30 protein-coding genes and 1 pseudogene are annotated in these 26,765 nt (G+C 70.4%); 2 read left to right on the top strand and 29 right to left on the bottom strand.

The window, feature by feature from the left end; translation table 11 throughout:
* Positions 1–52 precede the first annotated feature (52 nt).
* The 20 genes from ACIQNU_RS42405 to ACIQNU_RS42310 all read right to left on the bottom strand — a co-directional run bounded on the left by ACIQNU_RS42405 (position 53) and on the right by ACIQNU_RS42310 (position 18,644).
* Positions 53–1,168 (bottom strand): DnaB-like helicase N-terminal domain-containing protein, encoded by a 1,116-nt coding sequence (locus ACIQNU_RS42405; RefSeq protein WP_401377668.1) that lies wholly within the window; start codon positions 1,166–1,168, stop codon positions 53–55.
* The gene (locus ACIQNU_RS42400; protein WP_401377665.1) at positions 1,168–2,436 is read right to left on the bottom strand and encodes a DNA cytosine methyltransferase; all 1,269 of its coding nucleotides are present in this window, start codon (positions 2,434–2,436) and stop codon (positions 1,168–1,170) included. The genes ACIQNU_RS42405 and ACIQNU_RS42400 overlap by 1 nt, the downstream gene beginning before the upstream one ends.
* Positions 2,433–3,329 carry a hypothetical protein gene (locus ACIQNU_RS42395; RefSeq protein ID WP_401377703.1) on the bottom strand — a complete coding sequence of 299 codons (897 nt, stop codon included), beginning with the start codon at positions 3,327–3,329 and terminating at the stop codon, positions 2,433–2,435. The genes ACIQNU_RS42400 and ACIQNU_RS42395 overlap by 4 nt, the downstream gene beginning before the upstream one ends.
* 750 nt (positions 3,330–4,079) lie before the next feature.
* The gene (locus ACIQNU_RS42390; protein WP_401377662.1) at positions 4,080–4,544 is read right to left on the bottom strand and encodes a hypothetical protein; all 465 of its coding nucleotides are present in this window, start codon (positions 4,542–4,544) and stop codon (positions 4,080–4,082) included.
* Between the two features lie 81 nt (positions 4,545–4,625).
* Entirely contained in the window at positions 4,626–5,153 is a 528-nt protein-coding gene (locus ACIQNU_RS42385) for a hypothetical protein (protein WP_401377660.1), read from the bottom strand.
* A gap of 8 nt (positions 5,154–5,161) precedes the next feature.
* The gene (locus ACIQNU_RS42380; RefSeq protein ID WP_401377657.1) at positions 5,162–5,677 is read right to left on the bottom strand and encodes an XF1762 family protein; all 516 of its coding nucleotides are present in this window, start codon (positions 5,675–5,677) and stop codon (positions 5,162–5,164) included.
* Complete coding sequence (locus tag ACIQNU_RS42375) at positions 5,674–7,473, bottom strand: type IV secretory system conjugative DNA transfer family protein (protein WP_401377655.1); 1,800 nt, start codon at positions 7,471–7,473, stop codon at positions 5,674–5,676. The genes ACIQNU_RS42380 and ACIQNU_RS42375 overlap by 4 nt, the downstream gene beginning before the upstream one ends.
* 268 nt (positions 7,474–7,741) lie before the next feature.
* Positions 7,742–8,308: a hypothetical protein gene (locus ACIQNU_RS42370; RefSeq protein WP_401377652.1), complete on the bottom strand. Its 567-nt coding sequence runs from the start codon at positions 8,306–8,308 to the stop codon at positions 7,742–7,744.
* A gap of 60 nt (positions 8,309–8,368) precedes the next feature.
* On the bottom strand, positions 8,369–9,208 hold the full coding sequence (locus tag ACIQNU_RS42365) for a DUF317 domain-containing protein (protein WP_401377650.1): 840 nt from the start codon (positions 9,206–9,208) through the stop codon (positions 8,369–8,371).
* A 132-nt stretch (positions 9,209–9,340) separates the two neighbouring features.
* On the bottom strand, positions 9,341–10,144 hold the full coding sequence (locus ACIQNU_RS42360) for a DUF317 domain-containing protein (protein ID WP_401377647.1): 804 nt from the start codon (positions 10,142–10,144) through the stop codon (positions 9,341–9,343).
* Positions 10,141–10,524 (bottom strand): hypothetical protein, encoded by a 384-nt coding sequence (locus tag ACIQNU_RS42355; protein ID WP_401377644.1) that lies wholly within the window; start codon positions 10,522–10,524, stop codon positions 10,141–10,143. The genes ACIQNU_RS42360 and ACIQNU_RS42355 overlap by 4 nt, the downstream gene beginning before the upstream one ends.
* Positions 10,525–10,720: 196 nt before the next feature.
* Complete coding sequence (locus ACIQNU_RS42350; protein WP_401377641.1) at positions 10,721–11,482, bottom strand: hypothetical protein; 762 nt, start codon at positions 11,480–11,482, stop codon at positions 10,721–10,723.
* A 23-nt stretch (positions 11,483–11,505) separates the two neighbouring features.
* Positions 11,506–12,201 carry a hypothetical protein gene (locus ACIQNU_RS42345; RefSeq protein ID WP_401377639.1) on the bottom strand — a complete coding sequence of 232 codons (696 nt, stop codon included), beginning with the start codon at positions 12,199–12,201 and terminating at the stop codon, positions 11,506–11,508.
* 12 nt (positions 12,202–12,213) lie between these two features.
* Entirely contained in the window at positions 12,214–12,990 is a 777-nt protein-coding gene (locus ACIQNU_RS42340) for a relaxase/mobilization nuclease (protein WP_401377636.1), read from the bottom strand.
* A gap of 66 nt (positions 12,991–13,056) precedes the next feature.
* Positions 13,057–13,485, bottom strand: a complete 429-nt coding sequence (locus ACIQNU_RS42335; RefSeq protein WP_401377633.1) for a hypothetical protein — start codon at positions 13,483–13,485, stop codon at positions 13,057–13,059.
* Positions 13,486–13,584: 99 nt separating this feature from the next.
* Positions 13,585–14,082, bottom strand: a complete 498-nt coding sequence (locus ACIQNU_RS42330; protein WP_401377631.1) for a hypothetical protein — start codon at positions 14,080–14,082, stop codon at positions 13,585–13,587.
* Between the two features lie 34 nt (positions 14,083–14,116).
* Positions 14,117–15,916 (bottom strand): hypothetical protein, encoded by a 1,800-nt coding sequence (locus tag ACIQNU_RS42325; protein WP_401377630.1) that lies wholly within the window; start codon positions 15,914–15,916, stop codon positions 14,117–14,119.
* Positions 15,913–17,055, bottom strand: a complete 1,143-nt coding sequence (locus ACIQNU_RS42320) for an AAA family ATPase (RefSeq protein ID WP_401377701.1) — start codon at positions 17,053–17,055, stop codon at positions 15,913–15,915. The genes ACIQNU_RS42325 and ACIQNU_RS42320 overlap by 4 nt, the downstream gene beginning before the upstream one ends.
* A gap of 194 nt (positions 17,056–17,249) precedes the next feature.
* Positions 17,250–17,471 (bottom strand): hypothetical protein, encoded by a 222-nt coding sequence (locus tag ACIQNU_RS42315; protein ID WP_401377699.1) that lies wholly within the window; start codon positions 17,469–17,471, stop codon positions 17,250–17,252.
* Positions 17,472–18,020: 549 nt separating this feature from the next.
* On the bottom strand, positions 18,021–18,644 hold the full coding sequence (locus tag ACIQNU_RS42310) for a TetR/AcrR family transcriptional regulator (protein ID WP_401377628.1): 624 nt from the start codon (positions 18,642–18,644) through the stop codon (positions 18,021–18,023).
* Positions 18,645–18,747: 103 nt separating this feature from the next.
* Between ACIQNU_RS42310 and ACIQNU_RS42305 the strand changes: the two genes are divergently transcribed.
* Positions 18,748–19,740: a 4,5-dihydroxyphthalate decarboxylase gene (locus ACIQNU_RS42305; protein ID WP_401377626.1), complete on the top strand. Its 993-nt coding sequence runs from the start codon at positions 18,748–18,750 to the stop codon at positions 19,738–19,740.
* A gap of 54 nt (positions 19,741–19,794) precedes the next feature.
* On the opposite strand, the pseudogene ACIQNU_RS42300 reads toward ACIQNU_RS42305, so the two are convergent.
* From ACIQNU_RS42300 to ACIQNU_RS42275, 6 genes and pseudogenes are all read right to left on the bottom strand, one after another.
* Positions 19,795–20,379 (bottom strand): annotated as a pseudogene (locus ACIQNU_RS42300) (glycosyltransferase); the annotation flags it as partial.
* A gap of 80 nt (positions 20,380–20,459) precedes the next feature.
* The gene (locus tag ACIQNU_RS42295) at positions 20,460–20,981 is read right to left on the bottom strand and encodes a hypothetical protein (protein WP_401377624.1); all 522 of its coding nucleotides are present in this window, start codon (positions 20,979–20,981) and stop codon (positions 20,460–20,462) included.
* A 73-nt stretch (positions 20,982–21,054) separates the two neighbouring features.
* Entirely contained in the window at positions 21,055–21,339 is a 285-nt protein-coding gene (locus ACIQNU_RS42290) for a hypothetical protein (RefSeq protein ID WP_401377621.1), read from the bottom strand.
* Positions 21,340–21,647: 308 nt separating this feature from the next.
* A complete protein-coding gene (locus ACIQNU_RS42285; protein WP_401377618.1) occupies positions 21,648–22,166 on the bottom strand; it encodes a hypothetical protein in 519 nt (172 codons plus the stop codon).
* Positions 22,167–22,183: 17 nt separating this feature from the next.
* On the bottom strand, positions 22,184–23,107 hold the full coding sequence (locus ACIQNU_RS42280) for a hypothetical protein (protein WP_401377615.1): 924 nt from the start codon (positions 23,105–23,107) through the stop codon (positions 22,184–22,186).
* A 161-nt stretch (positions 23,108–23,268) separates the two neighbouring features.
* On the bottom strand, positions 23,269–23,631 hold the full coding sequence (locus ACIQNU_RS42275) for a hypothetical protein (RefSeq protein WP_401377612.1): 363 nt from the start codon (positions 23,629–23,631) through the stop codon (positions 23,269–23,271).
* Between the two features lie 33 nt (positions 23,632–23,664).
* Here ACIQNU_RS42275 and ACIQNU_RS42270 point away from each other — a divergent pair, with 33 nt between their 5' ends.
* Complete coding sequence (locus tag ACIQNU_RS42270) at positions 23,665–23,838, top strand: hypothetical protein (protein ID WP_401377610.1); 174 nt, start codon at positions 23,665–23,667, stop codon at positions 23,836–23,838.
* A gap of 25 nt (positions 23,839–23,863) precedes the next feature.
* Here the strand turns inward: ACIQNU_RS42270 and ACIQNU_RS42265 are convergent, their stop codons facing one another.
* The 3 genes from ACIQNU_RS42265 to ACIQNU_RS42255 all read right to left on the bottom strand — a co-directional run bounded on the left by ACIQNU_RS42265 (position 23,864) and on the right by ACIQNU_RS42255 (position 26,740).
* The gene (locus tag ACIQNU_RS42265) at positions 23,864–24,637 is read right to left on the bottom strand and encodes a hypothetical protein (RefSeq protein ID WP_401377608.1); all 774 of its coding nucleotides are present in this window, start codon (positions 24,635–24,637) and stop codon (positions 23,864–23,866) included.
* Positions 24,638–24,650: 13 nt separating this feature from the next.
* Complete coding sequence (locus ACIQNU_RS42260; protein ID WP_401377605.1) at positions 24,651–24,950, bottom strand: hypothetical protein; 300 nt, start codon at positions 24,948–24,950, stop codon at positions 24,651–24,653.
* A gap of 278 nt (positions 24,951–25,228) precedes the next feature.
* Positions 25,229–26,740, bottom strand: a complete 1,512-nt coding sequence (locus ACIQNU_RS42255) for an ATP-binding protein (protein WP_401377602.1) — start codon at positions 26,738–26,740, stop codon at positions 25,229–25,231.
* Between the last annotated feature and the right edge of the window lie 25 nt (positions 26,741–26,765).

Raw genomic sequence — 26,765 nt, 5'->3', positions numbered from 1 at the left:
ATCTGTTCTGCCGGTGGCCGGGCCTTCGGGCCCGGCCACCGGCACTCGGGGTCTACCGGGTTGCTGGTGTGGACCGGGTGGCGTGCGCGGCCCTGGTGGTCGGGGGTCCGGCGCGGGTGGTGGGCGCGGGCTGCCGCCGCTGTGGCGGGGAGACTTCGGTGGCGTGCTGCCAGCGGGTGCGGACGGCGGAGATGTCGGCGAGGGCGCGGCGGGCGCCGACGACGAGTTGGAACGGGGTATTCGCCGGATCGCCGGCGTACGTCCTGATGCGTCGGCCGGTGTGCTCGGCCGTAGCGAGGAGGGAGCGCTGCAATGCCCGCTCACCCCAGTGCTCGACGGAACCGGCGGGTTCGGCCAGCGTGCGCAGGACCTCGCCCGGTTCACTTCCGTCCAGGAGACCGCGTTGCTGGGCTTCCCACAGGACCGTGACGGGGTCGACGGGCTCGTTGCGGCGGGTCAGGGCTGTGATGCACTGCCACAGGCCGGTGTGCAACGGCAGGGTGAGGTCGTCGGGGAGCAGCCACCGGACGGAGTCGACGTCGGCAGGGTAGGCCGCGGCGGTGGCGAGGAGGAGTTGCTCCTCCTCGACGGCCTCTGCGCGGTCGGGCGCGGCTGGCGGCGGCGGTGCCGTGGTGTGGGGCAACACGCCCGCCCGGGGTGGGAAGCGGTGGGCGATGTCGTCCACGACTGAGGCGAGTGCGTCGGCCTCGGCGAGCACCGTGTGGACGGGGTGCGGGAGGGAGACGTCGTGGATGGTGTGGATGAGCCGTTCGGCGGCCGTCTGCAGGCGGCGGCGGGCGTGCTCCGCCTCGACCATCCGGGCATAGGCGGGGGCGTGGCTGGGCCAGGGGCAGACCTGGACGAGGGTGTGCAGATAGGAGGTGGTCAGCCCGCGCGCCTGCTTGCGAGCCTCGGCGAGTACGCGGTCGAGCCACTGGGTGTTCTTCGCGTGTGCGGCGGGGTCGGGGCGCGGCAGGGTGGTGATCGCGGCGTACAGCGCGGTGTGCGCGGAGGTGGAGAAAGTGTCGGCGGCGATGCCGGTTACGTCCTCGACACGGTGCGGGTCGAGCAGGAGGGCCCCGAGGAGGGCCTGCTCGACGTGGAACACCGGCTGGGGCGGTGCGATGGTGTCGAGGTCGTCTTCGTCGGGATCGGGGGTGTGGGGCATCAGGCGGCGAGGGTGAAGTCTTCGGGGTCGAGGGCGATGCCGAGGTGCGGGGCGAGGAGGTGGCCGGCGAGGAGCGGTGGCACGGCGTTGCCGATCTGGGAGAACTTCTGGCCCTTGTTGCCGGCCCAGGGGTAGTCGGCTGGGAAGGTCTGCAGGAGGCCGGCCTCGCGGGCGGTGATACGGATGGGCTCGGGAACGGCCGGCGCGTCGGCGTCCTCGGCCAAAGGCGCAGTGGGCTCGGCGATCCACGTGCACTCGTTCGCGCGGTGCCCGAAGAACAAGGTGTCGGCCGGTTCGGACAGCGGACGGACGGTGGCGTTGGCCTGGTTGTTGCTGCGCAGGGACCAGGACCAGCGGCGGGCCTCGGCGGTGAACGTCGCCGCCGGAGGGTCGGCGGCACCGGCACCGGTGCCGTGCCGGGCGGCCCGCCCGGCGCCTTTGTGAAGGGACTGCAGGACCGCCCCGTCCGGCCGGGGCATCCAGGTGCCGCGATCACGGGCGTCGGACAGCGTCTTGCGGGAGCCCGAAGGGAACGGCTCGGGCCCGCCGCCGGGGCCGCCGCCCGCGCAGACGGTGGGGACGGGGCGGTCGGTCGCTCCCCATCCCAGAGCTTCGGCCATGCTGACCCAGCGGGCGCGGCCCGGACCGAACAGCGAATCGGGCTCCGCGAGTTGGGCGTGCGTGGGCGCGGGAGGCTGTGCCGTCCGGATGCGGGACGCCAGGAGGATTGCTCGCTTCCTGGTCTGCGGGACACCGAAGTCGGCCGCGTTGAGAATCCCGTACCAGACCGAGAACCCCCACCCGCGCAGGACGGCCGCGTACTGCTTCCACAGGGGCAGGACATCCGGTACTTCCTCCATGGCGACCCAGTCGGGCTCGCCGGCCGCGTTCAGCGCGTACAGGTAGCGCATCGGCTCGGCGGCGAGCAGAGAGCGCTCGTCGCGGCAGGCGGCGAGAAGGCGTGCGCGGGTGTCGCGACCGGCGGCCAGGTCCTCGACGGCCGCGTGCACCAGCGGCTGGTCGAGCAGGCCCAGGCGCTTGCCGGCCATGCTCCACGCCTGGCACGGCGGCGAGGCGATCACACCGCGGGTACGGCCGACGAACGGCCAGGTCGGATACATCGCCACGTCGGTTCGGATGGTCAACTGCCCAGCCCAGGCACGGGTCTTGCACGCCCACTGGTCCCATTCCAGCCCGACGTCGCGCACGCCGAGGACGTGCAGTGCCCTGCTCCAGCCCCCCGGCCCCGCGAAGAGGTCGAGTATCACGTGGCCAGTCCGAAGTCGTCCTGCGTCAGCGCGTCGGCGTCGCCGCGGCACGCCCAGGGCGAGCAGCCGTCCTCGACGCCGTCCTCCAAGACATCGGCCTCGTCCGCGCTGATCCGCAGGGCTGACCGCTCGGCGGCGGTGACGTGGTCGATCGGCGCCTGGCTCAGCGGCACGCGGGAGCGGTGCAGGAACGCCTCACCGAGCAGTCGGCGGCCCGACGCATTGGCACGGGCATTGCCCTGGCGGATGGCCGCGTCGAATTCGACGACGTCCGCCCACTCGGACGGAGAGGTGTCCCTGATATGCCTCCACTGCACATTTCCGTGGAACGGGCACCCCAGGCAACTCGACTTCGGCGTATCGGCGAGACCGAGCGAGGTCAGGTAACGCATGCAGTCGGCCCTGCTCCAGGACATGTCCAGAAGGGGATGCCGGTTGCGCATGTACTTGACGTCCGCGTCTTTCGCGCGGTGGAATTCATCGGTCGAGATACCTATCCACTGTTCGACGAACACCCCCTTCGGGATGCGTGCGGGATAGGGATGCCCGAGCAGTTCGCGAACCTTCTGCTTTATCGGCTTTACCTTATATTCGCCGGTGCACTGGCGTCGGGTCATTCCAGGTCGCCCGTCCAGATTGAGAATGTGGAGCGGCATGGAGGCGAACCGGTGATTTGGGTCCAGGGCATCGTGGCGGATGTTTCCGGCCGATACGCGAAGTACAGGTATTCCCGCGGGTGCGGCTATCTCCTCTTCCAGTCGGTCAAGGTGGCCATAAACTGCCCTGGGTTCCCATCCGGTGTCAGCGAAAATCGCGTAGTCGACCTTGGGGAGAATGCCCTCGGCTGACAGGGCAAGGAGAGTGCTGGATTGAACTCCCGCGCCGAGAGAGATGCATCGGAAGGCGGGAGTTTCGGAATTGGTGATGGTTAGGTCCTTGCGGTTGGCGCGCTAGCGGCAGGCGAAGTCAATGTGGGGGTGTGCACGCGGTGGTGACTGCCTTCGGTGAGGGGTTCGCCGGCGCAGTCGACGCGGTCGCGTGCGTGGGAGGTTCAGGCCGTCACTCGGCGGACGACGGGGACTCACGTCGCTCTGCTGGCCGGCGGCTTTCGCTCCCGTTGGCCAGAGGGGGTGCGGTTGTTCTCTCCTCCCGCGAGATGCCGGTGGTTCCGGTGAGCGATCTGCGGGCGAGGAGTTCCACGGGACCAGGTCAGCGCCGTTGGGTGGGTCAGCGGGGCGAGATCAGCGGCTAGCTGCGCCTGTCGCCGTAGCGCTCGGGCTGGTGGCGGGTCGGGCAGCGGCTCGTGACCGGTGGAAGTCGGCGGCCAGGGCGTGGCTACTGTCAGCGGTGAGATGGACGCGCGCGGTGGAGCCAGAGCACGCAGTCCTCGCGGGCCACGAGACCGCGGGACTCCAGCGCGTGGACGGTACCGATAGCGACGCGGATATCTGCCCGACCCACGACCGACTTTCCGCCGGAGATCGTCACCTGGCCCCGTGTGACGGAGTGCAGCGCAGCCTCCTGCGCGAGGGAGAGAGCGGACAAACTCCCTGGGCGGATGACGCCTTGGCGGCGCTGCTCCGCGACGAGCGGCTCGGCGGCGTTCACTATTTCAGGAGGCCCTCATCGGTAGGGCGGTGTCGTCATGCTCGTCGCCGGACCGCCGACGAGTCGTGCCGGTGGGCCGGGGCGGGTGCGCTCGCGGCAGGGTGGTGCTGCTGTGCTTCCAGCGCGGCGCGGGCGGCGGCCATCGCCCGGCCGGCATCATCGAGGTGGACCCGCAGGCTGCTGTGGTGGCCGAGTGCGTCGGGCTGCGGTTGGAGCGTGTCCTGCCTTGCGGTGGTGAGGGTGATGAGCTGGGCGAGCGCCTGGGTGTAGTGGGCGATGGCCTGACCAAGGTGGTGGGCGCTCGCGCCGAGGGTCCTGGCGGGCGGGAGGTCGGCGATGTTCGGTGCGAGCTGATACTCGGCGTCGGCGGCCACGCGCGCGGTGAGGTGGCACAGCAGGCCGATGTGCCGCATGGCGTTGAACAGGCCGGTTTCGTCCAGGGTGATGTGGTGGTCGCGTACGTCCGCGGTCACGGCGTCCACGGCATCTCGTGTGGTCATGTCTTCGATGTCGTGGGGTTCGTAGGTGTGCAGGTCTTCTCCAGGCGTGAGGTCCCGCGCTTGTCCGGCTCGGGGGTGCTGTCAGGTTCGCTGCCGGGCTGCAGGGGTCGTCGCCTTCGCGTTGGCCTGGGTGGGACTGCGGTGCAGGAACTCAGGGCGCGTCGTGAAGGATGCGAGGCGGCGGGAAAACTGCTGTGCCACGGCTCGATAGGTGGTGGCGGCGCGCTGCATCTCGTCCTCAGCGCGGCGAAGTTGATCGGCGCTGGTTGCGGGGGTGGGATCGGCGTCCTCGTACAGGTAGATCTCGGTGCGGTGATGGATGGCGAGGTTGCACAGGGTGGCGGAGAGCGAGATCTGTGCGCAGGCGCCGGCAAGGTGCGCCAAGGATTCGGCGCCGCCCTCCATCGCGGAATACCGGCTGACCGACAGGTCGTGGACTTGCCGGGTGCACTGCACGGCCAGCTCGTGCACCCGGAGACTGAGGGGTGCGATCTCGCGGACGGGCTTGGCGATCTCACCCTCTCGGATACGTCTGGCCTCGGCGGACAGCTCTTTCAGGGAGGGCGAAACCTCGCCGAGCAGGCGGGTGTGTGCGGTCAAGTCGACCATGTGCAGGGCTACTCCGGTCCGGTCGGGCGTGCTGGGGGAACGGTGCTGGGGACTGCCGGCGTACGGTCAGGGGCTTGCCACAGGAAGCGAGCGACGTGGTCATTGCCGTTGCCGGTCCGGGGCCGGGAAACGGTGTGCCATCCGGCCCGCGGTGGACGGCGGGCGATCAGGTGCCAGCCCGCGCCACGCAGAGAGGCGCCGCTCTCGCTTTCCTGCGTGAACGTGATCAGTCGCCGGTATCCGAGTGCCTTCGCCGCGCGCCACGATGCCCCGTAGAGCAGCGAGTTGGCGTTACGCGTGCCGTCGCTGGCCGTCCGGGTGACTTCGAGGGTGGCGCCGTCGTCGAGGTGGCGTGCCACGGGCCGGCCGACGATCGCGACCGCGCGCAGGACGCCGGTCTCGTCGGCGGCGCCGACGGCGAAGATCTGCCCGGCGGGCGGCGGGTGGTGGCGGTGCCAGGTCCGCACGAACTCCTTCGCCTGGCGCGAGCGGACCGGCACCAGGTGCAGCGGGGTGTTGCTCACGCGGCCTTCCCGAAGTCGGACTGCGTGGGCGTGTGCTTCGCAACCGCGCGGGCGGTGATCGCCTGCGACGCGCGGGTGGACGCGGCGGACAGTTCCTCCGCGCCGGGCTCCCGGTACCACGGCCGTAGATCAAGCATGGCCGCGCGCATGCCGGTGGCGAAGCAGAGCGCGGTGCCCTTGGGCAGGGCGCGGATCGCGTCGGCGGGCAGGATCCGCTCCTGCCGCATCGACACCGACGTGCTCTTGCCGGACTCGGAGTACGAGGTCGACGTGGTCTGCACGTCGTGGTCGCCTACCAGGCGGGAGAGCTTGTCCGCGAAGTCCGGGTCATCGATTCCGGAGCCGATTACCTTGACGGTGGAAGCGCTCCACATCGCGTCCATGCCCGCGTCCCCCCACACCTTCTGGCCCTGGCGATAGGACTGGAGGATGGTGATCGGGATGATCCCGCGGCTGCCGAGGTGTGAGTACAGGTCCGGCAAGTCGCTGATCTTGCACACGTTGGCGGCCTCGTCGAGGATCGCCAGCATGGGCGGATCCAGGCGCCCGCCTGCGCGTTCGGCCTGCGCGGTCGCGGCGCGCATCACTGAGTCCGCGCACGCGGCGATCAGTGCCGAGGCTCCGCCGCCGCCGTCCTTGCTGAGCAGGAACAGCGTGTCGCTGGAGGTGACGAACTGCTCTGGGCGGAACTCCTCGGCGTCCTTCTGTGGGGTGACCCACGCGGCGATCTCCGCGTTCAGGAGGGCGGAGGCGTACTGCCGGGCGGTCTCGTAGATGCCGTCCCGGGTCTCGGGCGGCCCCTCGACGGTGCCCTTGAGTTGGGCGGCGACGGCGGGGAAGTCGTGGTCGCGCAGGACGTCGAGCGGCGTGCGGTCGGCGGGGAAGGCGAGCCAGGCCATGACGTCGGTGATCGGCCGCTCGTCGAGCGCGGCGGCCAGCAGCAGTTGGGACAGGATGTTGCTGCCGGCCTTCGACCAGAAATCGCCCTGCTGGGACGCATCGACGCTCGCGGCGAGGAAGTGTCCGGCGAGCCGGTTCGCCCCGTCCAGGGTGTTCGCGCTGGCGAGGGGGTTCCACCACATATCGCGGGCGGCGTGCGCGATCTGCTGCGGGTCCATGGTCCACACCGCCCCCGCCTGGGCCCTTGCCTCGTAGGCGGTGGTGAAGGCGTCACCGGCGGCCTTGTTCGACGTCAGCAGGACCGGGCCGGGTGCGCCGAGCATGGAGGGGATGGCGAGCGAGGTGGTCTTGCCGGACCGGGGCGCCATGATCGCGACGGCGACGTCCTCGAACCCCATGCGTACCTCGTGGCGGCTGCCCTGGAGATTGCCGAGAAGGATGCCGGTGTCCTTCACGTCGATGTGCTTGGTGTCCTTCAGGCTGGGGCGCAGGGAGCGGGCCTTGTCGGTGACCGCCTTGGCCATCAGCGGCTCGATGTCCCGGGCCTTGGCCATGTCGGTGACCTTCATCTTCCGATTCCGGCCGCCGTTCCGGTTCTTGTGCCAGGCCCACAGGACGCCCACCCCCGTTCCGAGGGCGAGGAACAGGAAAACGGGGACGATGCGGGCGCCGATCAGCAGGGACGTTTCTCCCGCGGCGGGCCAGACCTGCTCGGGATGGAGTAGGGCCTTGGTCGGCTGGTACGGGGCCCAGCTGGTGCCGGTGAGGTAGGCGGTGATGTTGCCGGACAGCCAGGCCAGGTGGGACAGGGGGACGACGACGGCGAGCACGCCGAACAGGAGGCGCAGGACGAGGTCGTATCCGTCGGTGTTGCTGCTGGAGGAGGAAGGGGGCAAGGACTACGTGCTTCCGGGCGGGGAGGTGAGGGTCAGCGGCTGCGGCCGGGCCTAGGTGACGCCTGCCGCGAGGGGATCGGGACCGGCGCCGTGGTGGCGTGCCGGGCAGCGAGGGAGCGGACGGGTTGTCGCCGTAACTCCATCCGCAGGCGCGGGGGAGGGGGACGGCGATCCAGGCGGGGTCGGCCCATCGGCGAGGTGGCGCGGGGTAGTGAAGTCGACCTCGACGGTCTCGTGCGGCTGGGGCATGGTCGTCTCCGTACTGGGGTCACTGGGTTCGCCGACGTCGCTGGGGCGGCGCTCGGTGGCGGGGCCAAGACTGAAGGGGAATGCCGGGCCACTGTGTTGATCTCAAGGACAGCGTGTCCATAGGCGGCCTAGTCGCCGAGCAGCTCCACGCTTCCGCCTGGTACTCGGTGAGCGTGGTGTTGAATGCGTCCGTGCCGGGGCGGGCACCGATGGGCAGACAATCGCGGGTCTGACGCCATTCGGCGTGCGGGGCGTTGAGGGTATTGAGGGCCCTGCACAGTACGCTGATTTGCCAGACCCAGCGGTCTTCCATCAAACGGTCGGGCAGTCCTGCGAGTTGGGTCTCGGCCGTGGCGAGGAGATGCAGGGCATCGGCGCGGACGTTCTCGAACGCTTCGTCTGTTTTCGCGGCACGGCGTTCGGCACGGTGGCCGTCGTCGTCGGGCGGCCACCCTTGCGGGGCGGCGTATTCGTCGGCGTGTGCGTCCCAGTCGGCGAGGACTCTCTCGCTGTCGTTGGGGTAGGCGGCGAGTCGTTGCAGGTGCAGGGTGTGGATCTCGTTCGGGGGCGATGCGGCAGGGCTCAAGGGTCTTTCGGGGGAAGGGGCCCGGGGCGGGACTGGTTCGGGTGGCGAGGCCGGGGGGTGTCATCGGCCTCGGACTGGAGTGAGCGAAGCGGCAGGACGTGCTGCGCCGGTTGTCGTCGGAGCCGCTGCGGCACTGGACGGTTGCTGGCGGCGGGCGGCGCGAGCCTGTACGCGGATTCTGTCGACTCGGGCGGTGTGTGCTGCGGCTACCTGCTCAGGTGAGAGCGGGCTCCGCTCCTGCACGGTGCTGTAGTGGCCAAGTCGTTCGTACATGCCGCGCTGGAGGGGGGCGGTATCAACGAGCCCGGTGATGAATGCGGTCACTAGGCAGGAGGGTGTGCGCGTGTCGAACCAGGCGTGCCAGATCCGGGGTCCGTCCGAGTAGGGGTGGCCCGAGGGGAGGGTTTCGATGCGCCAGGACATCACGTCCCGGTCGCGACCCTGTTCGATGTGACACATCGCATCCGGCGAACGGGCAGCCCTGTTCGCTTCGTCGAGCAGCCAGCCGGCCGAGCCCAATACCTCCCACGGGGCTTGTTGTTTGGACGGCGGCGGGGTGACGAGGGCGTCGGTGGCGTGGCAGAGGATCTCGGCTGGGACCAGTTCGCCGAACTCGGCGTACCAGCCTCGTTCGCTGTCGGTGGTCTCGGCCCGCAGCCGCCACCACGCGGAGGTGGCGGACTGCGGGTCGAACTGGAGGGTGAGCCGGTGGTCTGGGCTGCGGAGGATGATTTCTGCGCTGAGCGGGTCGGAGGTACAGATCCATCCGGCTGTCGCGAGGCCATGGGTGACATGGCGGGCGTCGCCGGGGCCGGCGAGGTGGCGGGGGCTGGTGTCGAAGGGGATCTGGCATGCGAGTTTGTCAGCGAAGGCGGTGAGCTGCTGTTTGCTCACCCGCATTAGCTGCACCCCGGTTGACTGCCGGGGGCACGCTCATACCGGGCGCGCGGGTGGTCGGCGCGGCGGGACAAGGTCTTGGTCACGGTGCGGATGATGTCCGGGGTGAGTGCGGGCAAGGGGCTCCTCGGGCGGTCAGTGGCGGGTTCGGGTCCCGCCCGTATGGGCGTGAGGACGGGCTGAGGTGCGGGGCCCGGTGCTTCGGGCGGTGTTGCGGGCCCAGGAGGCGGCGCGGGCGGCGTTGAGCCGGGCCTGTTGCCAGGCACTGAGTTGAGAGGGCAGGACGGAGACGGACGTGGAGCGGATCCGTGTGCTGGGTGGGACGCGGCCGAGCGGGCGCATCACGGGCTCTGTGCTGGCGAGAGCGGTTGAGAAGGCTTGCACGAGGTGCATCGGGGTGCTGGCTGAGAACTGGGCGGTCCAGCCGTTGCCTTGACCGTCCTGCGCACCGGACCACCACATTGCCGCGCCGTCGGGGGTCTGGTGGTATTGCATCCAGGTGCTGCCGTCAGCGCTGATGGCGGTGTGATGTTCGGCGTTGGGCGGCGTGCGCCAGTGCTGCTCCTGGAGCGGCGCCCACACGTTGGGGGCGTGTGCGGAACGGGGGCGGGTGAGGGCGTCGGTGACGCCGGCGACGATTTCCACCGGTGTCTGCCGGCCCAGGTGTGCCCACCATTCGTCCTCGTTCCCGTTCGCGACGCCGTGGATCGTCCACCCGCCCGGTAGGAGGTACGGGTCGTAGGCGATACGGAAGGTGCGGTCCGGACTCTCCATGGAGAGAGGGCCCGCCGGCTTGGAATGGTCCCGCCAGCCGGAGGCGCGCAGGAATTCGCCGATGTGGCGCACGTCGCCGCCGCCTGCGAGGGCGCGAGGCTCGATGAGGTAGTGCTGTTGGGCTTGCTCGCCCGGCCCCCAGCCCTGCCGCTGCTGCTTCTTCACCGGCGGCGCCGTACGACGAGCGGTGCGGGTGCCGGGGCCTTCGCCGCGCTAGCGGCGGGCTGGGCGCCGAGGCGCTGGAGGGTGTCTTTGTGTTCGTCCAGGTCGAGGGTGATGTCGTCGAGTTCGTTCGCGGCCCGGCCCAGGGCAAGCCACACCTCTGCGGGGAGAGCGCCGCGCTCCGCCTGGTCTTTGGCGAACACGCTGCCGGTGGCGACGAGGTGGGTGATGCTGCCGAGGACTCCGTTGTCTGGGTCGAGCACGCGGGCGATGACGTGTGCGGCCTGCGACGGGGGAAGCTGAGAGAGGTGGTCGGCGAGCTGGCCGAGCCGACGGGTGATCTCGTCGGTCAGCCTCACCGCGTACGGGGTGGGGTGGGACATGCTCCTCCGGGTCGGTGGACGGTCAGTGGTGGTGGCGTCGTTCGACGCGCTGTGTCTCGGCGAGGACGGCCTCCGGGCGGGCGTCGGCCCGGCGGGGAGGTGCGGTCGGTGCCGGCGATGGCCACGATGAGATCGGCGACGGGGTCCTTGGCGTTGGTGACGTACGTCAGCAACCAGAAGCCGGGCTCTGTCTGCTTCACCGGGACGGGGTGGCCGGCGTACGGGGACCCGCCGGGACGGGCGGCACGGAAGCGGGCGCGGCGGTGGGCGCGGTTTGGCCCGCGGGGTGTTGCAGAGCGGTGCCGATGCCGAGTGCGTCGAGGCGCGGGCCGATCTCGCGCAGGGCGCGGGCCTGGGCCTGAGTGTCGTCACCACTCAGGCGGTGGATACCGCTCTGCGGGTCCTGGATGAAGCCGTGGGAGGTGAGGACGGTACTGGCGCGGTCGTCGGCGGGGACGGTGGCGATGCTGCCGTCCGGCTGCCAGGTCAGGACGACCCGGTCGGGCTGGGAGGTCTGAATGCCGCCCAGTGCGTTGTGGCGGACCTGGGCGAGGGCGCTGTCGTAGCGGGTGAGCAGGTCGCCGGCGATCTGCTCGGCGCCCACGAACGGGTCATCGGCCAGGGCGACGCCATTGGGCTCGGGGACGGCGCGGTACGCCTCGTCGGGCAGGGCCCGAGGGGCGATGGCGGCGATGAGGAAGCCCTCGCGCTCGTCGTGCCGGTCCAGAAGGACGAGCTGCGCGCCGTCCGGTCGGTGCAGGACGGCGGCCTGCAGCGGAGGGTGCTCGGTGAGGGAGGCAGCGACCAGGTCCAGGTCCCAGACGCGGTCGGTGAGTTCGGCGAGATCGTCCTTGGCGTCGGCCGGCAGGTGGGTACTGGTCCAGCCGTCGGGGAGTTCGCCGGCGAGGATGTCGGCGTACGAGGCGAGGTGCTCGGAGGTGTAGAAGTGGTCAGGCATGGTGTCCTTGGGCGGGGTGGGAGTCAGCGGCGCAGTCCGGCGACCAAGGGGGGCGGTGTGGCCGGGAGAGTGCGCGGTGGTGGCGGGCAGGCGCACACGGCGGAGCGCTCGTGCTCGGTGGGTGGGACTTCCTCAGTGCAGGTGCTGCGGCCGGGGTGCGGGGCATGCCGGTCGGCGAGCTGGTTGCGGGTCTCGGAGAGGTCGGTCCGGATGACGCGCAGGTGCTCGTCGGCGAGGTAGCGCAGTCGGCGCGCGATGTAGGGGTCGGCGGCCTGGCCGAGCCCGTCGTGGAAGTCGGCGGCGGCGGTGAGGATGTTCTCCAGCGCGGCGAGGACGCCGTCGTGGGCGGCGGTCAGCTCAGTCAGTGCCTCGGCCGCCTCGTCCGTGGTGGTGGCCTCACGAAGGCGCTCGGCGACGTGGGCGACAGAGGTGCCCAGAGGCAGGTAGCTGGCCGGACGCGAGTCGGTGTCGAAGTCCGCGTCGCAGTCCACGTGGTATCCGGCTGCTCGCAGGCGGGCGACGGCGTCGGTGGCGAGACGGGACTCGGCGTTCTCGGCCAGGCCGGTGGGGACACGGTGGTACGTCTCGTGGACGCGGACGACGGCGACGAAGCCCGTGCGCTGGAGGACGCTGTGTGCCTTGGGGCCGCCGCCGCGGGCGAGGAGTTCGCCGGAGTGCGGGTCGCGGCGGATGTCCAGGGAGCGGTCGGTGCGGGGCAAGGAGAGTTTCTCCTACGGCGATCGGTGGGCGCTGTGCCGGGCTGCGGCCGGGACCGGAACGGCACGGGGCTGGACCAGGCGGGTTGCCGTGGTGTCCAGGTCCTGCTGGATGGCGTGGAGGCGGAGGGCGATCAGCTCCAGGCGGTGTGCCGCATCGGTGCTGACGGCCCCCGGCTGGCGGGCGATCCGGTGCGAGGTGTGCTCGGCGAGTCCGCGCACCGCGGCCAGCGGGCCGGCCCGCTCGTCGGCCAAGTGCGTGAGGATGGTTGCGAGCTGGGCCGACGCCGTGAGTGCGGCGCGCACGGCAGGCCGCGCAGGGGAGTCGGATCGGACGGGAATCAGGTCGAGATCCTGTTCGATGCGACGCGCCTCATGTGCCAGGCGGCGCAGTTTGTCCGCGGGAGGAGTGTGCCAGGCACCGTCGAGATGGATCAGGTTGGCAATCAGGTCGAGGCGGCTGGGCTGGGCCTGGACGGCGATCCACCGGCAGCCGCTTTCCTTGCCGGGGATCTCGATGCCGGCGGCCCGCGCAAGCCGGTGTGCCACCTCGGCCCACTCCGGTCGGGTGAGGCCCCGGTCGTCCGGGTGCAGGCGGACGTCGAGGTGGAGGATCGCCCGCCGGTCGTCGTCGGGGCTGGTGGCGAACGGATGCTCCAGGTAGGGGTCTTCGAGGTGCTCGGCCCACTGGACGGACGTCCAGGTCTTCTGCTCGTCGTCCAGGGTGAAGTAATCCAGGGCGGGCCAGTGGGCGACGTTCGTGTGCTCTGTCAGACCCTCGTTCGGTGACACGGGTCCGTCCCAGCGCATCTTCAAGCGGGTCGTGCGGCGTGTGGGTGCGCTCGTGCAGGCGGGGGATCACCGGCCGCTCCGGACGTCGGCGGTGTGTACGAGCTGGCCCTCGGCGGTGGTGAAGTACCAGCCGCAGTCGATCAGCTCGTCGTGCTCGGCGAACCGCGCGAGGAGGGTGTCCTCCATGGCCCTCAGGTAGATCAGGCAGTCCGGGCAGCGGCGGGAGAGGTGCACGAGGTAGCGGGGATGGGCCGTGACGTAGGACTGGGCGCCGCCGGTCGTATCCCGCAGCCGCCACCCGTCCTCTTCGGTCAGGGTGTGCCAGGACGGGGTGATGACCCGCATCGCGTCACCCCATAGTTCACCGTCGGCTACCCCCTTCAGTACGACGACGGTGTCACCGGCCTGGAAATGGGCGTGGGTGATGTCCCGGGTGGGAGTGAGCGGATCGGGGGTGAGGGGGGTGGGTTGATGTTCCCAGGACGGAGGGGGCACGCGGTTCCTTCCACGCGATGGTGACGGGGTGGGAGCATCAATAGTCCGGAGGAACGCCGGTTTGCCTAACCGCCGTTCTCCGGCTATGTTGCCCCGTCGTCAGCGGAACGGATTCTCCGTCCCGCGATCCGCTTCACTGGCCGCGTCGAGGAGTTCGAGCAGGTCAGCGCCCTCGGCGTCCCGCTGGTCTATCCACCACCCGGCACGGGTGACGGTGCGGATCTTGTCTTCCAGGACGGCCCAGTCGGCCTCGTCCCAGGTGCCCTCGCTCACCAGCACGCTGTACGCGGTGGTGACGAGTTGGTGGCGGGAGCGGGCGCCCCAGTCGAGGGAACGCTCGGGTCCTTCGAGCGGCGGCATGTCGAACTGCTCGGCCCACTCGGCGGCGGCCTGCTGCTCCTCGGCGCGCTTGGCGGCGAGCCAGGCTTCTTTGGATTCCGTGTCGGAGTCGCGGGCGGCCTTCCAGCAGTCGGTGCAGTCGCGGCCTTCGAGCCAGCGGGCGAATCCGGCGCGCCGGTCGGCGGGGCGGTTGGACAGGTCGTGGGTCACTTCGTGTCCACAGCTGTGGATGATCTTCCAGGTCGTGCGTACTGCCACGTGGTTGGTCCTGCTTTCTGTCTTCTGCGTCGTCTCAGCGTGTCCTGCGGAGGGCGTCTGTGGCCGCCGTGGCGATGGCGGCGGGAGCGCTGGAGGGCTGGGGCAGGTGCAGCACGGTGGTCCCCGGCAAGTGGTGGGACTTCGTGGTGAGGGTGAGTTGGAGTACGGCGCAGCCGGCGGTCGTGAGCTGCTTGACGCGGGTGACGGCTTGAGCGGTTTCGTCGGGGGTGTAGATGGCGTCGGTGACGATCACGAGGAGGCGGCCGGTGCCGGGGCGGCTGAGGTCGAGGCCGTGGTCGAGCGCGTCCAGGGCGTTGGCGAGGTTGTGACTGCTGCCGTTGGCACCGATCATTGTCACGCGGTCCGGTGCCCGGTGGGTGGGTCGGGTCAATGCAGTCAGATGCGTGTCGTAGGCGATGGTGGCGGTCAGGGAGTCGGGGTCGGTCAGGGCTGCTGCGCGTGCCACGATCCAGGCCGCGGACGCGACGGGCGCGCAGGCGGCCCGCATGGAGCCGGAGACGTCGACAGCGATCCCCACACGCAGCGGTGGGGTGGGCGAGCTGCGGCGGCGGGTGTGGGTGAACGGTTCCGCGGTGGGGACCGACCCGGCCGCGCGCTGGGCGTCGCGGGCGAGGGCACGGCCCATGTTGAGGCGGCCGGGCGGGGTGGGGCTGGTGGTCCGTTCCTCGGTCCGCTCGCGGTAGGCGGCGGCACGCAGGGCGCGGCTGAGGCGCGCGGCGGCACTCTGCTCGGTGGCGGTGGGCCTGCGGGTGCCGGTGACCGGGTTGCCGTAGGGCGCCGGTGTGCCGTCGGGGTTGACGGTGGTGCCACGGGCGTTGAAGACGGACTTGGCGGTGGCGGCGGCTTGGCGTCGCTGGCCGGCCCGCTGGGCGCGGTCCTGAGCCTGCGTTTTGGACTGCGCGGCCATGGCGTTGGTCGCTGCGGCCTGTGCCGCGAGGTCGGCGGCGTCGGTGGCTGCCGTGCTGTCCATGACGACCCCCACGGCGCCGGACAGCAGATCGGTGAGGTTCTCCGGCACGGGCAGGGCGGGGGCTGCGGTGTCCAGAGCGTCGCACCATTTTTGAGCGTGCGCGAGCATGGTCGTGGCGTCGTGGTCGGCGCACTGGTGGGCTGCGGTCCAGATGCGGGTGAGTGTGGCCAGCAGGGTTGCGCCCAGCACCTTTTCGCACAGATCGGCGACGGCCCGGGTCTCGCCTGCGTCCAGGATGCCGACGTCACGGCGGCCGAGGACCAGGGCCGCCACGGCGGCGGCGTGCTCGATGCCCTGGAGGGTGGGGTGGGCGATGTCGGGCATGACCATGGTTCGGGCACTGGTGCGCAGGTACGTGCGGTCCGTGGGCCGTGTGATCAGGTGTGCGCCTTCGACACGGCTCTCCTCCAGCAGGAGCGCGGCCTCGACGACACGGGGGTTCGCTCCGGCTGGCTCCGTCCAGATGGAGTGGGCCGCGTGGGCGGCCTCGTGGACGACGACTCCCCAGGCGTCGGGATAGCGCTCCTCGTCGCCCACGATCCGCGGATGGATCTCGTGGGGCTTAAGCGGGGCGAACAAACGGGCGTCGACCTCGATCTCGCCCAGAGTGGGGAAGAACGCGGCCGGCGCGCGGCTGCGCGTGCCGGGGCGGCAGGTGACGAGGAGGTCCTGGCGGCCGGAGAGGGCGACCAGCCGGTCGCCGAGTTCGGCTCCCACGCGCAGCCACGCGTCCGGGGAGGAACGGGGTTGCGCGGGCGGGGCGCCGTCGTCGTCCCATCGCGCGAGGTCGGCGTCGTCGTCCCGGGTGGTGGCGGGGGACTGGACGTGGTGGTGGGCGCTCATCGCGAGCGGCTCCGGTGCGCGGAGCCGGTGCTGCCCGGGGGCTGCCGGACGGCCGAGGCGGGAAGCTGCTTGCCGAGTGTGAGGGGCGCGATCTCCTTGACGCCGGCAGCCTTGATGACGGCAGCGGCGACGGCGTCGCGGTCCTCCAGAGGGGCGATGCCGACCAGGTTCGCGAGCGCGGCTTTGGTGCCGAGGACGGCCTCGGTTTTCTGGTAGCTGAGCAGTTCCCGCAGTTGGGGGGCCCAGCCCAGCTCGCCGAGGTCGACTTGGCGGGCGAGGTGTCGGGCGACCCGGACCACCCGGGCATCGATCCTCAGCGCCAGGGCGAGGTCATAGTCCGTGCCGATCTGGATCTGCACGCTGAACCGACTCGCGAGCGCTTCCGTCAAAACCGCCCCGTGGACGCCGGGATTGTGGCCCGCCACCACGTAGAAGCCCGGCTCGGCCTTGATGGTCTCGCCCTTGTGGGCCTTGACCTGGATCTGCCTGCGCCCGTCCATCGCGGGATACAGCGCCGCCAGGACCTTCGGTGAGATCAAGGTGGCATCGTCGATCAGCAGGGCGCGGCCCTCGGTCATCGCGGTGACCAGCGGACCGTACTGGAAGACGTAGCCTCCCGCGTCGTCCTGTGTGTACTCGCCGATCAAGTCGCCGACCGTGGTGTCGCCGTCACCGGCGACGGTGAGCAGGTCCGAAAACGCCGCCTCGACCAGACTCGTCTTGCCGGTGCCCGGAGGGCCGTAGAGCAGCACCGGCACGTCGGCGTCGCGCAGGCGATTTAGCGCCTCGACGTCGGGCAGATCGGCCAGCTCCCGGGGGTGGTAGACCTGGCCTCCCGCGCGGCGGATCGGGCCGGTCTGCCTGGGCGTGGCTGCTGCGGGAATGGTGGTGCGGGCCGTGGCCGCCTGGGCGCGGGGAGAGTGGGTGCCCGGTGGGCTGATCACAGCGGTCTGCGCTGCTGCGGCGGTTTTCGCGTTCGCGCGGAACTCCGGTTGTCCCATTCCGCCTTGGTCGGCCTCGCCGCGTCGCACCAGGGTGAGGGCGGCGTTGCGGACGGCGCCGTGGGAGTGGCCCAGCTGCCTGGCCATGTCCCCGATGGTGAGCCTATCGGCCGGCCGGTCGGCCAGCAGTCGGGCCACCTTGGCCCGTAGTTCGCCGCCCTTGGTGCGCGCTGGACTGGTAGGCGTTACGGGTGTGGTCAAAGAGAGGGCCCTTCAACAGGTGTGGGTGCGGGCGGGGTTGGCGATGTGCTGGAGAGGCTGGCCGCTTTTGGAGCGGATCACGGACTGTGCCGACATCGGCGACCGGGCCAACCGGGGTGTACCGTCGGCGCTCACCGGCCGGCCGGGGGCTCGGTCCAGGTGCACGGGATGGCCGGCGACGAGCAGCTCGCTGGCTGCCGAGCTGGCCCGTGCGTCCGCTCCGTACCGGGTTCCGTCGCTCGGCAGGCGCAGCCGGGCGTCTCTTCGAAGCCGGACTGGAGCAGGATCCGCCGGGCGGCGGCGTTGTAGCTGGTGGTGGTGATCTCGCCGGTGATGGTGTGCCGGATCGTCATGAACGGCTCTGCTGGTGTTTCGGGCAAGGCGGATCTCCTATCGGTGGTGGCGGAAAGCGGTGGGGTGTTGGGCGAAGGCGAGGCTGGCCCGGAGCTTTCAGCACATCAACGGTGCGTGGCTGGACCACGAACGATGGGAAATGACTGCCGACATGCTCCAGGGCGGGCCTCACCGCCCCGCAGCTGGTCCTGGTGCATCGAGCCCGATGGCGACGTCGTCCAGACGGACGGGGCTCAGCGGGTCGTCGGGGCGCGCTTGGGCTCGGGGCCGCGCGCTGGTTCGGCGGGTGATGGCCACGCCGCAGGAGGCGGAGGCAACGGGACGTGCCTGATGGTTGTCTGGTCCCGTTGGAGGCTGCACGGCCCGGCGGGTGTGGCCTGCGAGGTGAAAGGTCAGGCTGCGCGGACGGCACCGCGGTTGGTCAACTCGACCTTGCATCTTCGGTGACCATCCCTCAAGTCGCTGTCGCTTGTGGGTTCGGATTCGTCGGAGGACGGTCGGCGGTATCCGTGCTCTCGCATCTGTACTGTCGTTTCAGGGGCATCCGGTTACCCGGTGCCCTCGAACAGCATGCGGATGTCGTCGTTGAATCCAGCCGAGTCGGTCAGGCAGAAGGCCACGCGTTGCAGCAGGAACCCGTGTAGCAGGCCCATTACCACCCGAGCGGCGCGCTCCGGCTCCACGGCGAGCGGGACGGCGCCGGCCGCCTGACCACGGTGTAGCGCGTCGGCGATGCTGCGGCGCACCTCCTCGAAGCCCTCGACGGCGCGGGCGTGCACAGCGTCGTTGCGCAGCATCTCCGACCAGGTCTGCACGGCGCAGCGCAGCAGTTCCTCGACCAGCACCGTGCGTCCCGTGGAGTCGACGACGGTGTCGGTGCTCAGCGCGTCGAGTGAGGCGGCCGCCAAGTCGGCGACGGAGGCGGCGTCGGTGACCGCGGCCAACTGCCGGACCGGGTCGAAAATCAGCCGGAACGCGTCTGCGGCGATAGCGAGGATGATCTCCTCTTTGCTTGCGAAGTACCGGTAGGGAGCCCCGGCTGAGACGCCGGCTTCCCGGGCGATGTCGGGCATCGAGGTCTGGTGGAAACCGTCGCGCGAGAAGCAGCGGCGCGCCGCTGCCACGATCTGTGCGCGCTTGGCTTCGCGACGCTCGACGGTGATGCGCGGCACGGTCGGCCCCCTTCAACGTGAATGATCATTCATCTTGACAGGGTGAGGCTGACAGGTCCATCGTAAAAAGTGAAAGGTCATTCACGGAAGTGAGGGCTTCTTGATGAGCGCACCACTGGACATCGGCGTCTACGCCTATGAACACACCGCGGCGCTGGTCGATGGCCGCGTCACCGTCGACGGCATGGACACCACATTTGAGACGGCACCGCTGGTCACCGACATCTTCTGCCGCATGCTCGAAGGCCGCTACGACCTGGCGGAATTCGGCCTGACCTACCTGCTGCGTACCTTCGATGTCGATGACGCGCCCTTCATGGCGCTGCCGATCTTCCCGAACCGTAACTTCCGGCACTCGGCGATCTACGTCAACACATCGGCCGGAATCGAAAGGCCGCAGGACCTCGCGGGCAAGACGATCGGAGAGTTCGCGCTCTACGGCCACGATGCCGGGATCTGGCCCAAGGGCATCCTGTCCGACGAGTACGGCGTGACCCCTGATCAGTGCCGCTGGGTCATCGGCGGCACCAATCACCCCATTCCCGCGTTCGACTGGATCCCGCAGCCGGTGCCGGCCGGGGTGGATGTGCGCCACGCCGCGGACCGTCAGACCTTGGGCGCCATGCTCGAATCCGGCGAGATCGACGCGCTTATCTCGGTCGACGTCCCTCTGGCCGTACTGAACGGTTCGACGGCGATCGCCCGGCTCTTTCCCGACTACGAGGCCGTGGAGCGCGACTACTACCGGCGCACCGGGATCTTCCCGCCGATGCACATCGTCGCGGTCCGCAGGGAACTGAGCGGCCGGACCGACCTTCTGCAGGCGGTCTACCGCGCGTTCGGCGCGGCCAAGGATCTCGCAGAACGCAGGTACCTGGACGACGCCGCCAAGCAGCACATGAGCCTCGTCACCCCCTGGTTCAGCAAGCTGTTCGATGACAACCGGCGCCTGCTGGGCGAGGACTGGTGGCCCTACGGCGTCGGAGCAAACCGCAAGGCCGTCGACACGTTCCTGCGCTACCACCACGAGCAGGGCCTCTCCAAGCGCCTGCTCACCAGCCAGGACATTTTCGTCCCCGCACTCCTCGACACCTAAGCAGCTCGGGGATCGTCCAGGCCGCGGCCTGCTCGACACGCTCGCCACGGCGGGTCACGTCCCGGCCGCGGCGGTGGAGGCGGCATCACGTGGCGGCGAGGACGCAGCGCGCAGGCTGACACCAAAACGATGGGCAAAGGCCCGCGCGCCCTCACCTCCAGCTGGTCGAACGAGTCCTGCGCTGTCATCTGCCCGGCGTGCTTGCGGTACCGGTAGACCGGCACGGGCAGCACGATGCCCGGAGCGAGGCAGGTGACCGCGAGAGCGCAGCAGCCCTCGCCCGGGACGAGCCCGCCCATAGGAGCCGCGGGCGCACCAGGTCGCTGAGGGTGAGGAGGGTGGTCGGGCCGCGCGGAATGGTGCTAGCGGGGTCCTTCCAGTACTGCCACACTTCCCCGGCCTCGTGGCGGCCCGCCGCCATAGGGTCGTGGTCCCGTCCGGGTGAAGATCCTGGCTGTATCCGGCGCACCATCCCACCCCGGTCTCCTCCAGGGTGCGCGAGCGCAGCGACATGGCCCAGTCGACGAACTCGCCATCGTTTTCGGCTCAGTTGACGAACTCGGTGCGCACTTCTTCGAGGGCGAAGTTGCGGGCGCAGGCTGCACCGACCGGGCGCGGCAGGACGAGGGTGCGGACACGATAACCACGGTGATCTTCGGGTGCGGGGTGAGGGGGATCTCCGGGCGGGCGGCAGTTGGGGACAGTGCGGGGTACCGGGGCTAGCGGCGGGCGGTCTTGCGGGGTGCCGGCTGCGTGGCGGACGCGGTGGTCGATGGGCGCCGCGTGGTGCGGGGTGCGACGACAGGGGCCCGGGAACTCGGAGGCCAGGCAGCGGGATTGGCGTTGATGCGACTGCGCGGGTCGGTGTCCCATGGGACGACGGGGCCGCGGTCGTACTCCTGCAGGGCGATCACTTCGATGCCGTGCGGGTGCAGGACGTACGCCCACTCCAGTCCGTCGATGCCGTCCTGCGTGATCAGTTCACGCTCGGCCGGTGTGCCGTCCGCCGAGACCACGTCGGTCATCTGACGGCTGGGCCACTCATCGCCCTTGGTCAGGGAGCGCCGTAGGGCGGCGGGTGCGCCGTCGAGGAGGTCGGTGCCCAGCTCGTCCCAGCCGTGCTGCACGTCGTCGATCAAGTACCGGGCCATGGCCTCCAGGTCACCGGCGAACCGGTACTGGTAGGCGGAGAGAAGGAGGGGGAGTTTGCTGTCGGGATAGCCGTCGAAGTGGACGTACATGCCGGCATATCCGTCGGTGGTGGGGCGGGCGATAACAGAGCGGGTAGACAGGTCAGTCTCCTGAAATGGGCGGTTAGTGCGCGCGGGGACGCGGCGGTGCTGCCGTGATGGGCGACGGCGTGGGGCCGGGCGTCGCAGTGCGCGCGGTGGTCTTGGGCGGGGTGGTGGCCGGGATCGGCCGGTCGGACGCCCACAGGCTGGCGGTGTCGCGGAACCGCGTGCGGGGGTCGGTGCCCCAGGCGACGATCGGACCGCGTGCCGTGCCGGGCGCGCTGATCACTTCGATGCCCAGCGGGTGGAGGACGTAGCCCCAGATCAGGCTGGATGCTGTTCGCTGGGTGTAGAGCAGCGGGGGCAAGGTCGGGTGGGCCGGGTACCGTCGGCCGGGTCCGTCGCGTACGACGGCCAGGTGCTCGCGCAGCGCCTCGGGTGCGCCGTCCAGGAGGTCGGTGCCGAGGATGGACCAGCCCTCCGGCGCCTCGTCGACGAGATACGTGGCCAGGGCGTCGGTGTCCCCGGCAAAGCGATGCTGGTGTGCGGCGAGCAGCAGGGGCAGGTGATGGCTGGGGTAGCCGTCCCAGTGGACGTACGTGCCGGCGTAGCCGGTGCCGGTGGGGCGGGCGATGACAGAGCGAGTGGACAGAGGGCTTCCTGTCGTGGGTGGGGTCAGCGGGCGGGACGGCGTATGGACGCAGTCGGTGCCGCTGGCGTCATCGCGACGGCGGGCATGGGCTGCCCGGGTGCTGGCCGGTCCGTGTGCCGGTAGGTGCTGGCCAGGTGGTCCTCGCCCAGGTAGGCGAGCTGGTCACCGAGTGCGGACAGTTCCTCGGCGTGCTGGCGGTAGCGGGCGGCGATGGCCGGTTCCTGGTTGTGCTCGCACCACTCGGCCGCGGTCTCCAAGAACAGGTGCAGCTCGCCGAGACCGCCGTGGCCGTCACCGAGGACTTCCTGCGCGACGGTGTGCACCTCGGCGGCCGTTCGGGCCCGGTAGAGATGGCGAGTCCAGTCGCTGATGCTCTGGCCGGCGTCCTCGGTGGGGAGTGAGGGGGCGAACTCCCTTGCGTCATGGGCGGCCCAGCGGTGCAGGTCGTCGGCGGTCGGCCGGGCCTCCCGTTGGGCGGTGATCTGCTCGGTGGTGCGGCCGACGTTGTCGTACAGCGCGAAGTCGGGGTGCGGCAGGGACATGGTTCACCTCCGCCGGGCTACGCGCGGTCCGTCGGCGCGGAGCCGACGGGCGGGCCGGAGGCGTCGGTGCGGGCGCATGTGTAGCCGATCAGGCGGGACGGGGCGGCCTTCGCGGGCACGGTGGCGGCGTCGGCGCAGACGAACGTGTACGTCACCGACGTGCGGGGGATGCCGTGCAGCCAGGCGTTGTCGTCCTTGTCGGGGTTGATCTGGAGCCCGGATTGCGCGACGGTGTCGGTCTGCGTGTGCGTGTGGGCGAACAGCACCAGTGCGCCGCCGTCGCTGGTCTTCAGCGCGTAGGCGTCCTTGAAGCGGTTGGTGCCTGCGGCGAAGACGGTGGTGCCCAACTTCCCGAACTTGCGGGTCGTTTCGTCGTGGACCTTGATCTGCTGCTGGCTGGACCTGGTCGGTTCGAAGACCTTGGTGCCGGTGGTCGTCCCGCCGGTCGCGAAGTTGTCGATCACCGCGGTGCGCAGCACGTCGGCGTCGGCTGCGAGCTGCTTGTTGCCGGTGGCCTTGACCGTGGCGGCGTAGCCGTCCTTGTCGAGGGCGATGTCCGGCAGTGTCGTGCCATCGAGGTCGACGACGGAGACCAGCTCCCACCGCTTGTCCTTCGGCTGCTCGGCGAAGACGGCGATGCGGCTCGGATCCTTGCCCTTCTTGCCGGAGAGCGCGGCGGCGAACCAGCGGTCCTGGCCGGTGGTGAAGCGCGGGATGTACAGCTTGGCGCTGGAGATGTCGTACGACCACGGCTTGTAGACTTTGCGGTCGGCCTTCGGCAGGCCCTCGGTCTCCGTGTAGTCGGAGACGGACATCGCGTACATCGGACCGTCCTCGACGGTGTCGAGCAGGGTCCGGTCACGCCGCGCGTTGGCCGCGTTGTTGATCTTCGAGTAGTTGGTGATGACGGCGCGGGCCTGCGCGTCGCTGAGCGCGGGCACCGGCTTCGGCGCGGCGGGTGGGGTGGGGTTCTTCTTCGCGGTTGGGGCGTCGTCGCTGCGGCAGGCGGTGGTGGCTCCGGTGAGCAGCGCGGCGCAGACGAGCAGGGGAAGGGCGCGGGCGGTGCGGATGGGTGTGCTCCAGGGTCTTGGGCAAGAGGGGATCAGCGGGTGCGGGAGGTAGCCGGGCTGGGCGGGGTGACGGGGGTGGCGCTGGTCGCGCGGGGGCTGCGGTTCGGCGTCGGCGGAGCGGTGAGCCGATCGGCCTCCCGGTGGAGCCGGCCGCCGGTCTGGTTCAGCTGACGGCGCGTGCTGTCGATCCGGGCGTACAGCTGGGAGCGCTCGGACTCGATGGCCGTGGTGCGCTGCGGGGAGCCGGGGAGCGAACCGAGTTGGTGGAGGGCACCGGCGTGGGCGACGGCTCCACCGAGGTCGGCCAGGGCGTGCCCCAGGGCGTCCACCGTGCGCGTGAGCTGGGTGACCGTGCGTCGGGTGACCTCGGATTCAGGGTCGCGACCGCGGTGCACGGTGCGCGCGGCGAAGGCTGCCGCGGTGGTGAGGTGGGTGATCAGTCCGGCGATGTTGCGAGCGCTGTCGTCGAGGTCATCGAGGTTGTCGACGCCGGAGTGCGCCGAGTCGGTGAGCGGCAGCTCGTCGGCCGCGTTGTGGATGCGCTCGGCCAGCGAGTGCAGTTGGCCGACCTGGTCGTAGTGGAAGGGCAGATGGACTCCTGATCGTGTGAGGCGGGTGACGGCGCGGTCAGCGCGTTCGGGCGCCTGGACGTCCGGCTGTCGGAACGGCAGGAGCGTGTCCTCCCGCGAGCGGGGACACCTGTGCTTTCGTGGCAGTCGCTTGACCTGGTGGTGTGCGGCGGCGGGGGGCTTGGAGCGGGGGTGAGGTGCTCGACACCGCGTCGTGAGCGCCGAGCTGGTGTGTGCCGCCGAGGAGGGAGGGGTTGCCGTCGAGTTCGGCGAGCCATTTGAGGAGCCTGGGAAGGTTCTTGTCGGGTCCGTAGGCGAAGTAGGTGCCGTCGGCGCTGTCGCAGCCGAACCACTCGGCGATCCTCAGACGAGTTTGGGAGTTGACACGGCCCATGTGCACGCCCTTGCCGCGAGTCTTTGCCTCGCGGGCCAGCCGTTCGGCCACTGGGCCGAGCTTCCACTCGGTCGATCCGGCCAGGAAGAGGACGTCGAAGCTGTCCCAGGGCAGCAGTCCGGGTTGATCGCAGCCGTCCTGTGCCGCGAAGGCCGCGGGAACACCCAGCTCTCGAATGCGGATCAGCCACGGCAGCGACTCGGTGAGGGTGCCGGCGGCGTCGAACGGCTCGTCCGGCGCGAGCGCCCACAGACAGCGATCCGGCCCGTACCTGTCGATGGTCCGCGACAGCCAGGCGAACCATGCTTCAGCGCCTGGCCAATAGAGGCCCTTGCCGTCGCTGCCGAACCTGGAGTTGTCGCAGGCATACAGGGCGCCCTCGGGGATGCGGCTGCCTTGCGCGGGGGTGGTCATACAGCCGATGCGCCCAGCGCTCATCGCGGCCCGTATGTCAGGCCCCGAGGGAGTACCGAGGTAGCGCAGTGTGCACCTCCCCGGCGGTGACGAAGAACGCCATCCGGGCGAAGGCGCGGCCAGCCTTGATCGCTGCGGTCGGCCGTGGGCCGCGATGGCGGCAGCACGGCGGTCGTGATCGGTGCGGCGTGGCACCGGTCACCCCGATGCCCTGCTCGGCAAGTCGGCGGGCGACCGCCTGAATCCGCAGAGCGCGGCCGTCCTCGCCGTACACGGCGCGCAGGAGGAAGGCCGGCTGGTGCGGGTGGTACGGGAATTCGTGTGCGTAGAGCGTCATTCGCGCCGGTTCCGGCACGCTGCCGTACGGCGTCGTGGGTGAGGACGAACTCGCTGACCACCCAGTCGACATGACCGAGATCCCAGAGCTGTTCGGCGAGGGGGAACTGGTCTTTGTAGGCGGCGTGGTGGTGGTAGTCGCTGTTCCAGATACCCGGCAGGCGGAAGGCCAGCTCGGTGGCGAAGTCGTTCAGGTCGGTGCGGGCTGGGGGCATGGGTTCCCGGTGGTGAGGGCTGGAAAGTCGCAGGTGGCTGCCGGTGCGGTTGGAAATCTTGGGCTCAGTGCATGCGGGCGTCGGTGTCGAAGAGCGCCAGCTCGTGGGGGTGCAGGAGGTGCTGCACGATGAAGCTGCGCCCCGCGACCTTCCAGAGCCCTCGGCCACGGTTGAGGTGGGAGATCGCGTCGGTTTCCACCGACGTGAGCCCCAGCAGCGCTGCGGCAGCGTGGAGTTGGTCGGTCTCCTGGCGGTAGATGATCCGGGTGGAGCAGTCGGCGAGCAGGCCCTCTGCGAGCGCCCGGCCGCGGGATCCGGCATCTCCTGCGGTGAGCAGGTCGGACAGCCGGTGGATGACCATCAGGTTGGCGATGCCCAGGCCGCGGCTCAGCTTCCACTGGGACTGCATCCTCGCGAGCAGGCCGGGGTGGCGCATCAGGCGCCATGCCTCGTCGTAGACGATCCAGCGACGGCCGCCGGTCGGGTCGGACAGGGCGGATTCCATCCACGCGGAGGCGCAGGTCATGGCGAGGACGAGGGCGGTGTCGTCGCCGGATCCGCCCAGGCGTGACAGGTCGATGGTCAGCATGGGCGAGGTGGGGTCGAAGGCCACGGTGCTGGGGGCGTCGAACATGCCGGCGAGGTCGCCGTGGACGAGGCGGCGCATGGCGTGGGCGAGATCGCGGGAGGCGTCGCCGAGGCGGCCGGACATCAGGCCGCCGGCGGTGTCGAGTTCATCCGGATTGTTGAGGGTGGCGGCGATGTCGCCGAGCAGCGGGGTGCGACCGCTCGTGGCGGCGCGGGCGACGATGGCGTCCAGGGCGACGTCGAGGCCGGTGTGCTCCATCGGCAGCAGGTCCCGCCCAAGCACGGTGCGGGCCAAGGAACCGAGCAGCAGCAGACGGCGCTTTCGGATCTCGCCCGCCCAGTCGGCCTCGGAGACGCTGTTGGGCCGCGGCGCGGCGTCCAGCGGGTTGAGCTTGCCGGGCAGTCCCGGGCCGAGGGCGATGGAGGTGCCGCCCAACGCTTGTGCCACGGCTGTCCATTCGCCCTTGGGGTCGCACGGGACGTACACGCGGTAGCCGAACGCGATGGACCGCAGCGCAAAGCTCTTGGCGAGCGCCGACTTGCCCTGCCCGATCACCCCGGCCAACAAGAGGTTCGGGTTGGTGAAGCCTTCGATCTTGCCGTAGAGCGCGAACGGATCGAAACAAAAGGACGCCTCGGCGTGGACGTCGCGGCCGATGTAGATGCCTGCCGCGCCGAGCCCGCCCTCGGCCAGGAAGGGGTACGCGCCGGCCGCGATGGCGGTGGTCATGCGGTGGGCGGGGAGTTTGAGGCGGCGTCCGCGGGCGGAGCCGGGTCCGGGTCGTCCGCTGGGTGGGTAGAGAGGCGGGGGTGTCTCGTGCTCGGTTGGTGAGGTGGCCGCCGGGTGGGCGGTTGCGGCCCTGGCTTTGGCATCGGCTTCGGCGATTCGGCGACGGGCGGCCTTGCGGGTGGCCCGGTTGGCGCCGTGTGGGGTGAACAGGGGGGACGCGGAGGCGTGACGTCTTGTGCGGGCGAGCCGGTGGTTCATCGGAGGCCCTGGTTTCGGCGGGTGG

This window comes from Streptomyces sp. NPDC091292, from assembly GCF_044757265.1.
GTDB lineage: Bacteria > Actinomycetota > Actinomycetes > Streptomycetales > Streptomycetaceae > Streptomyces.
Note: the sequence above shows the minus strand (reverse complement) of the source record. Positions and strands in the feature narration are given on the sequence as shown.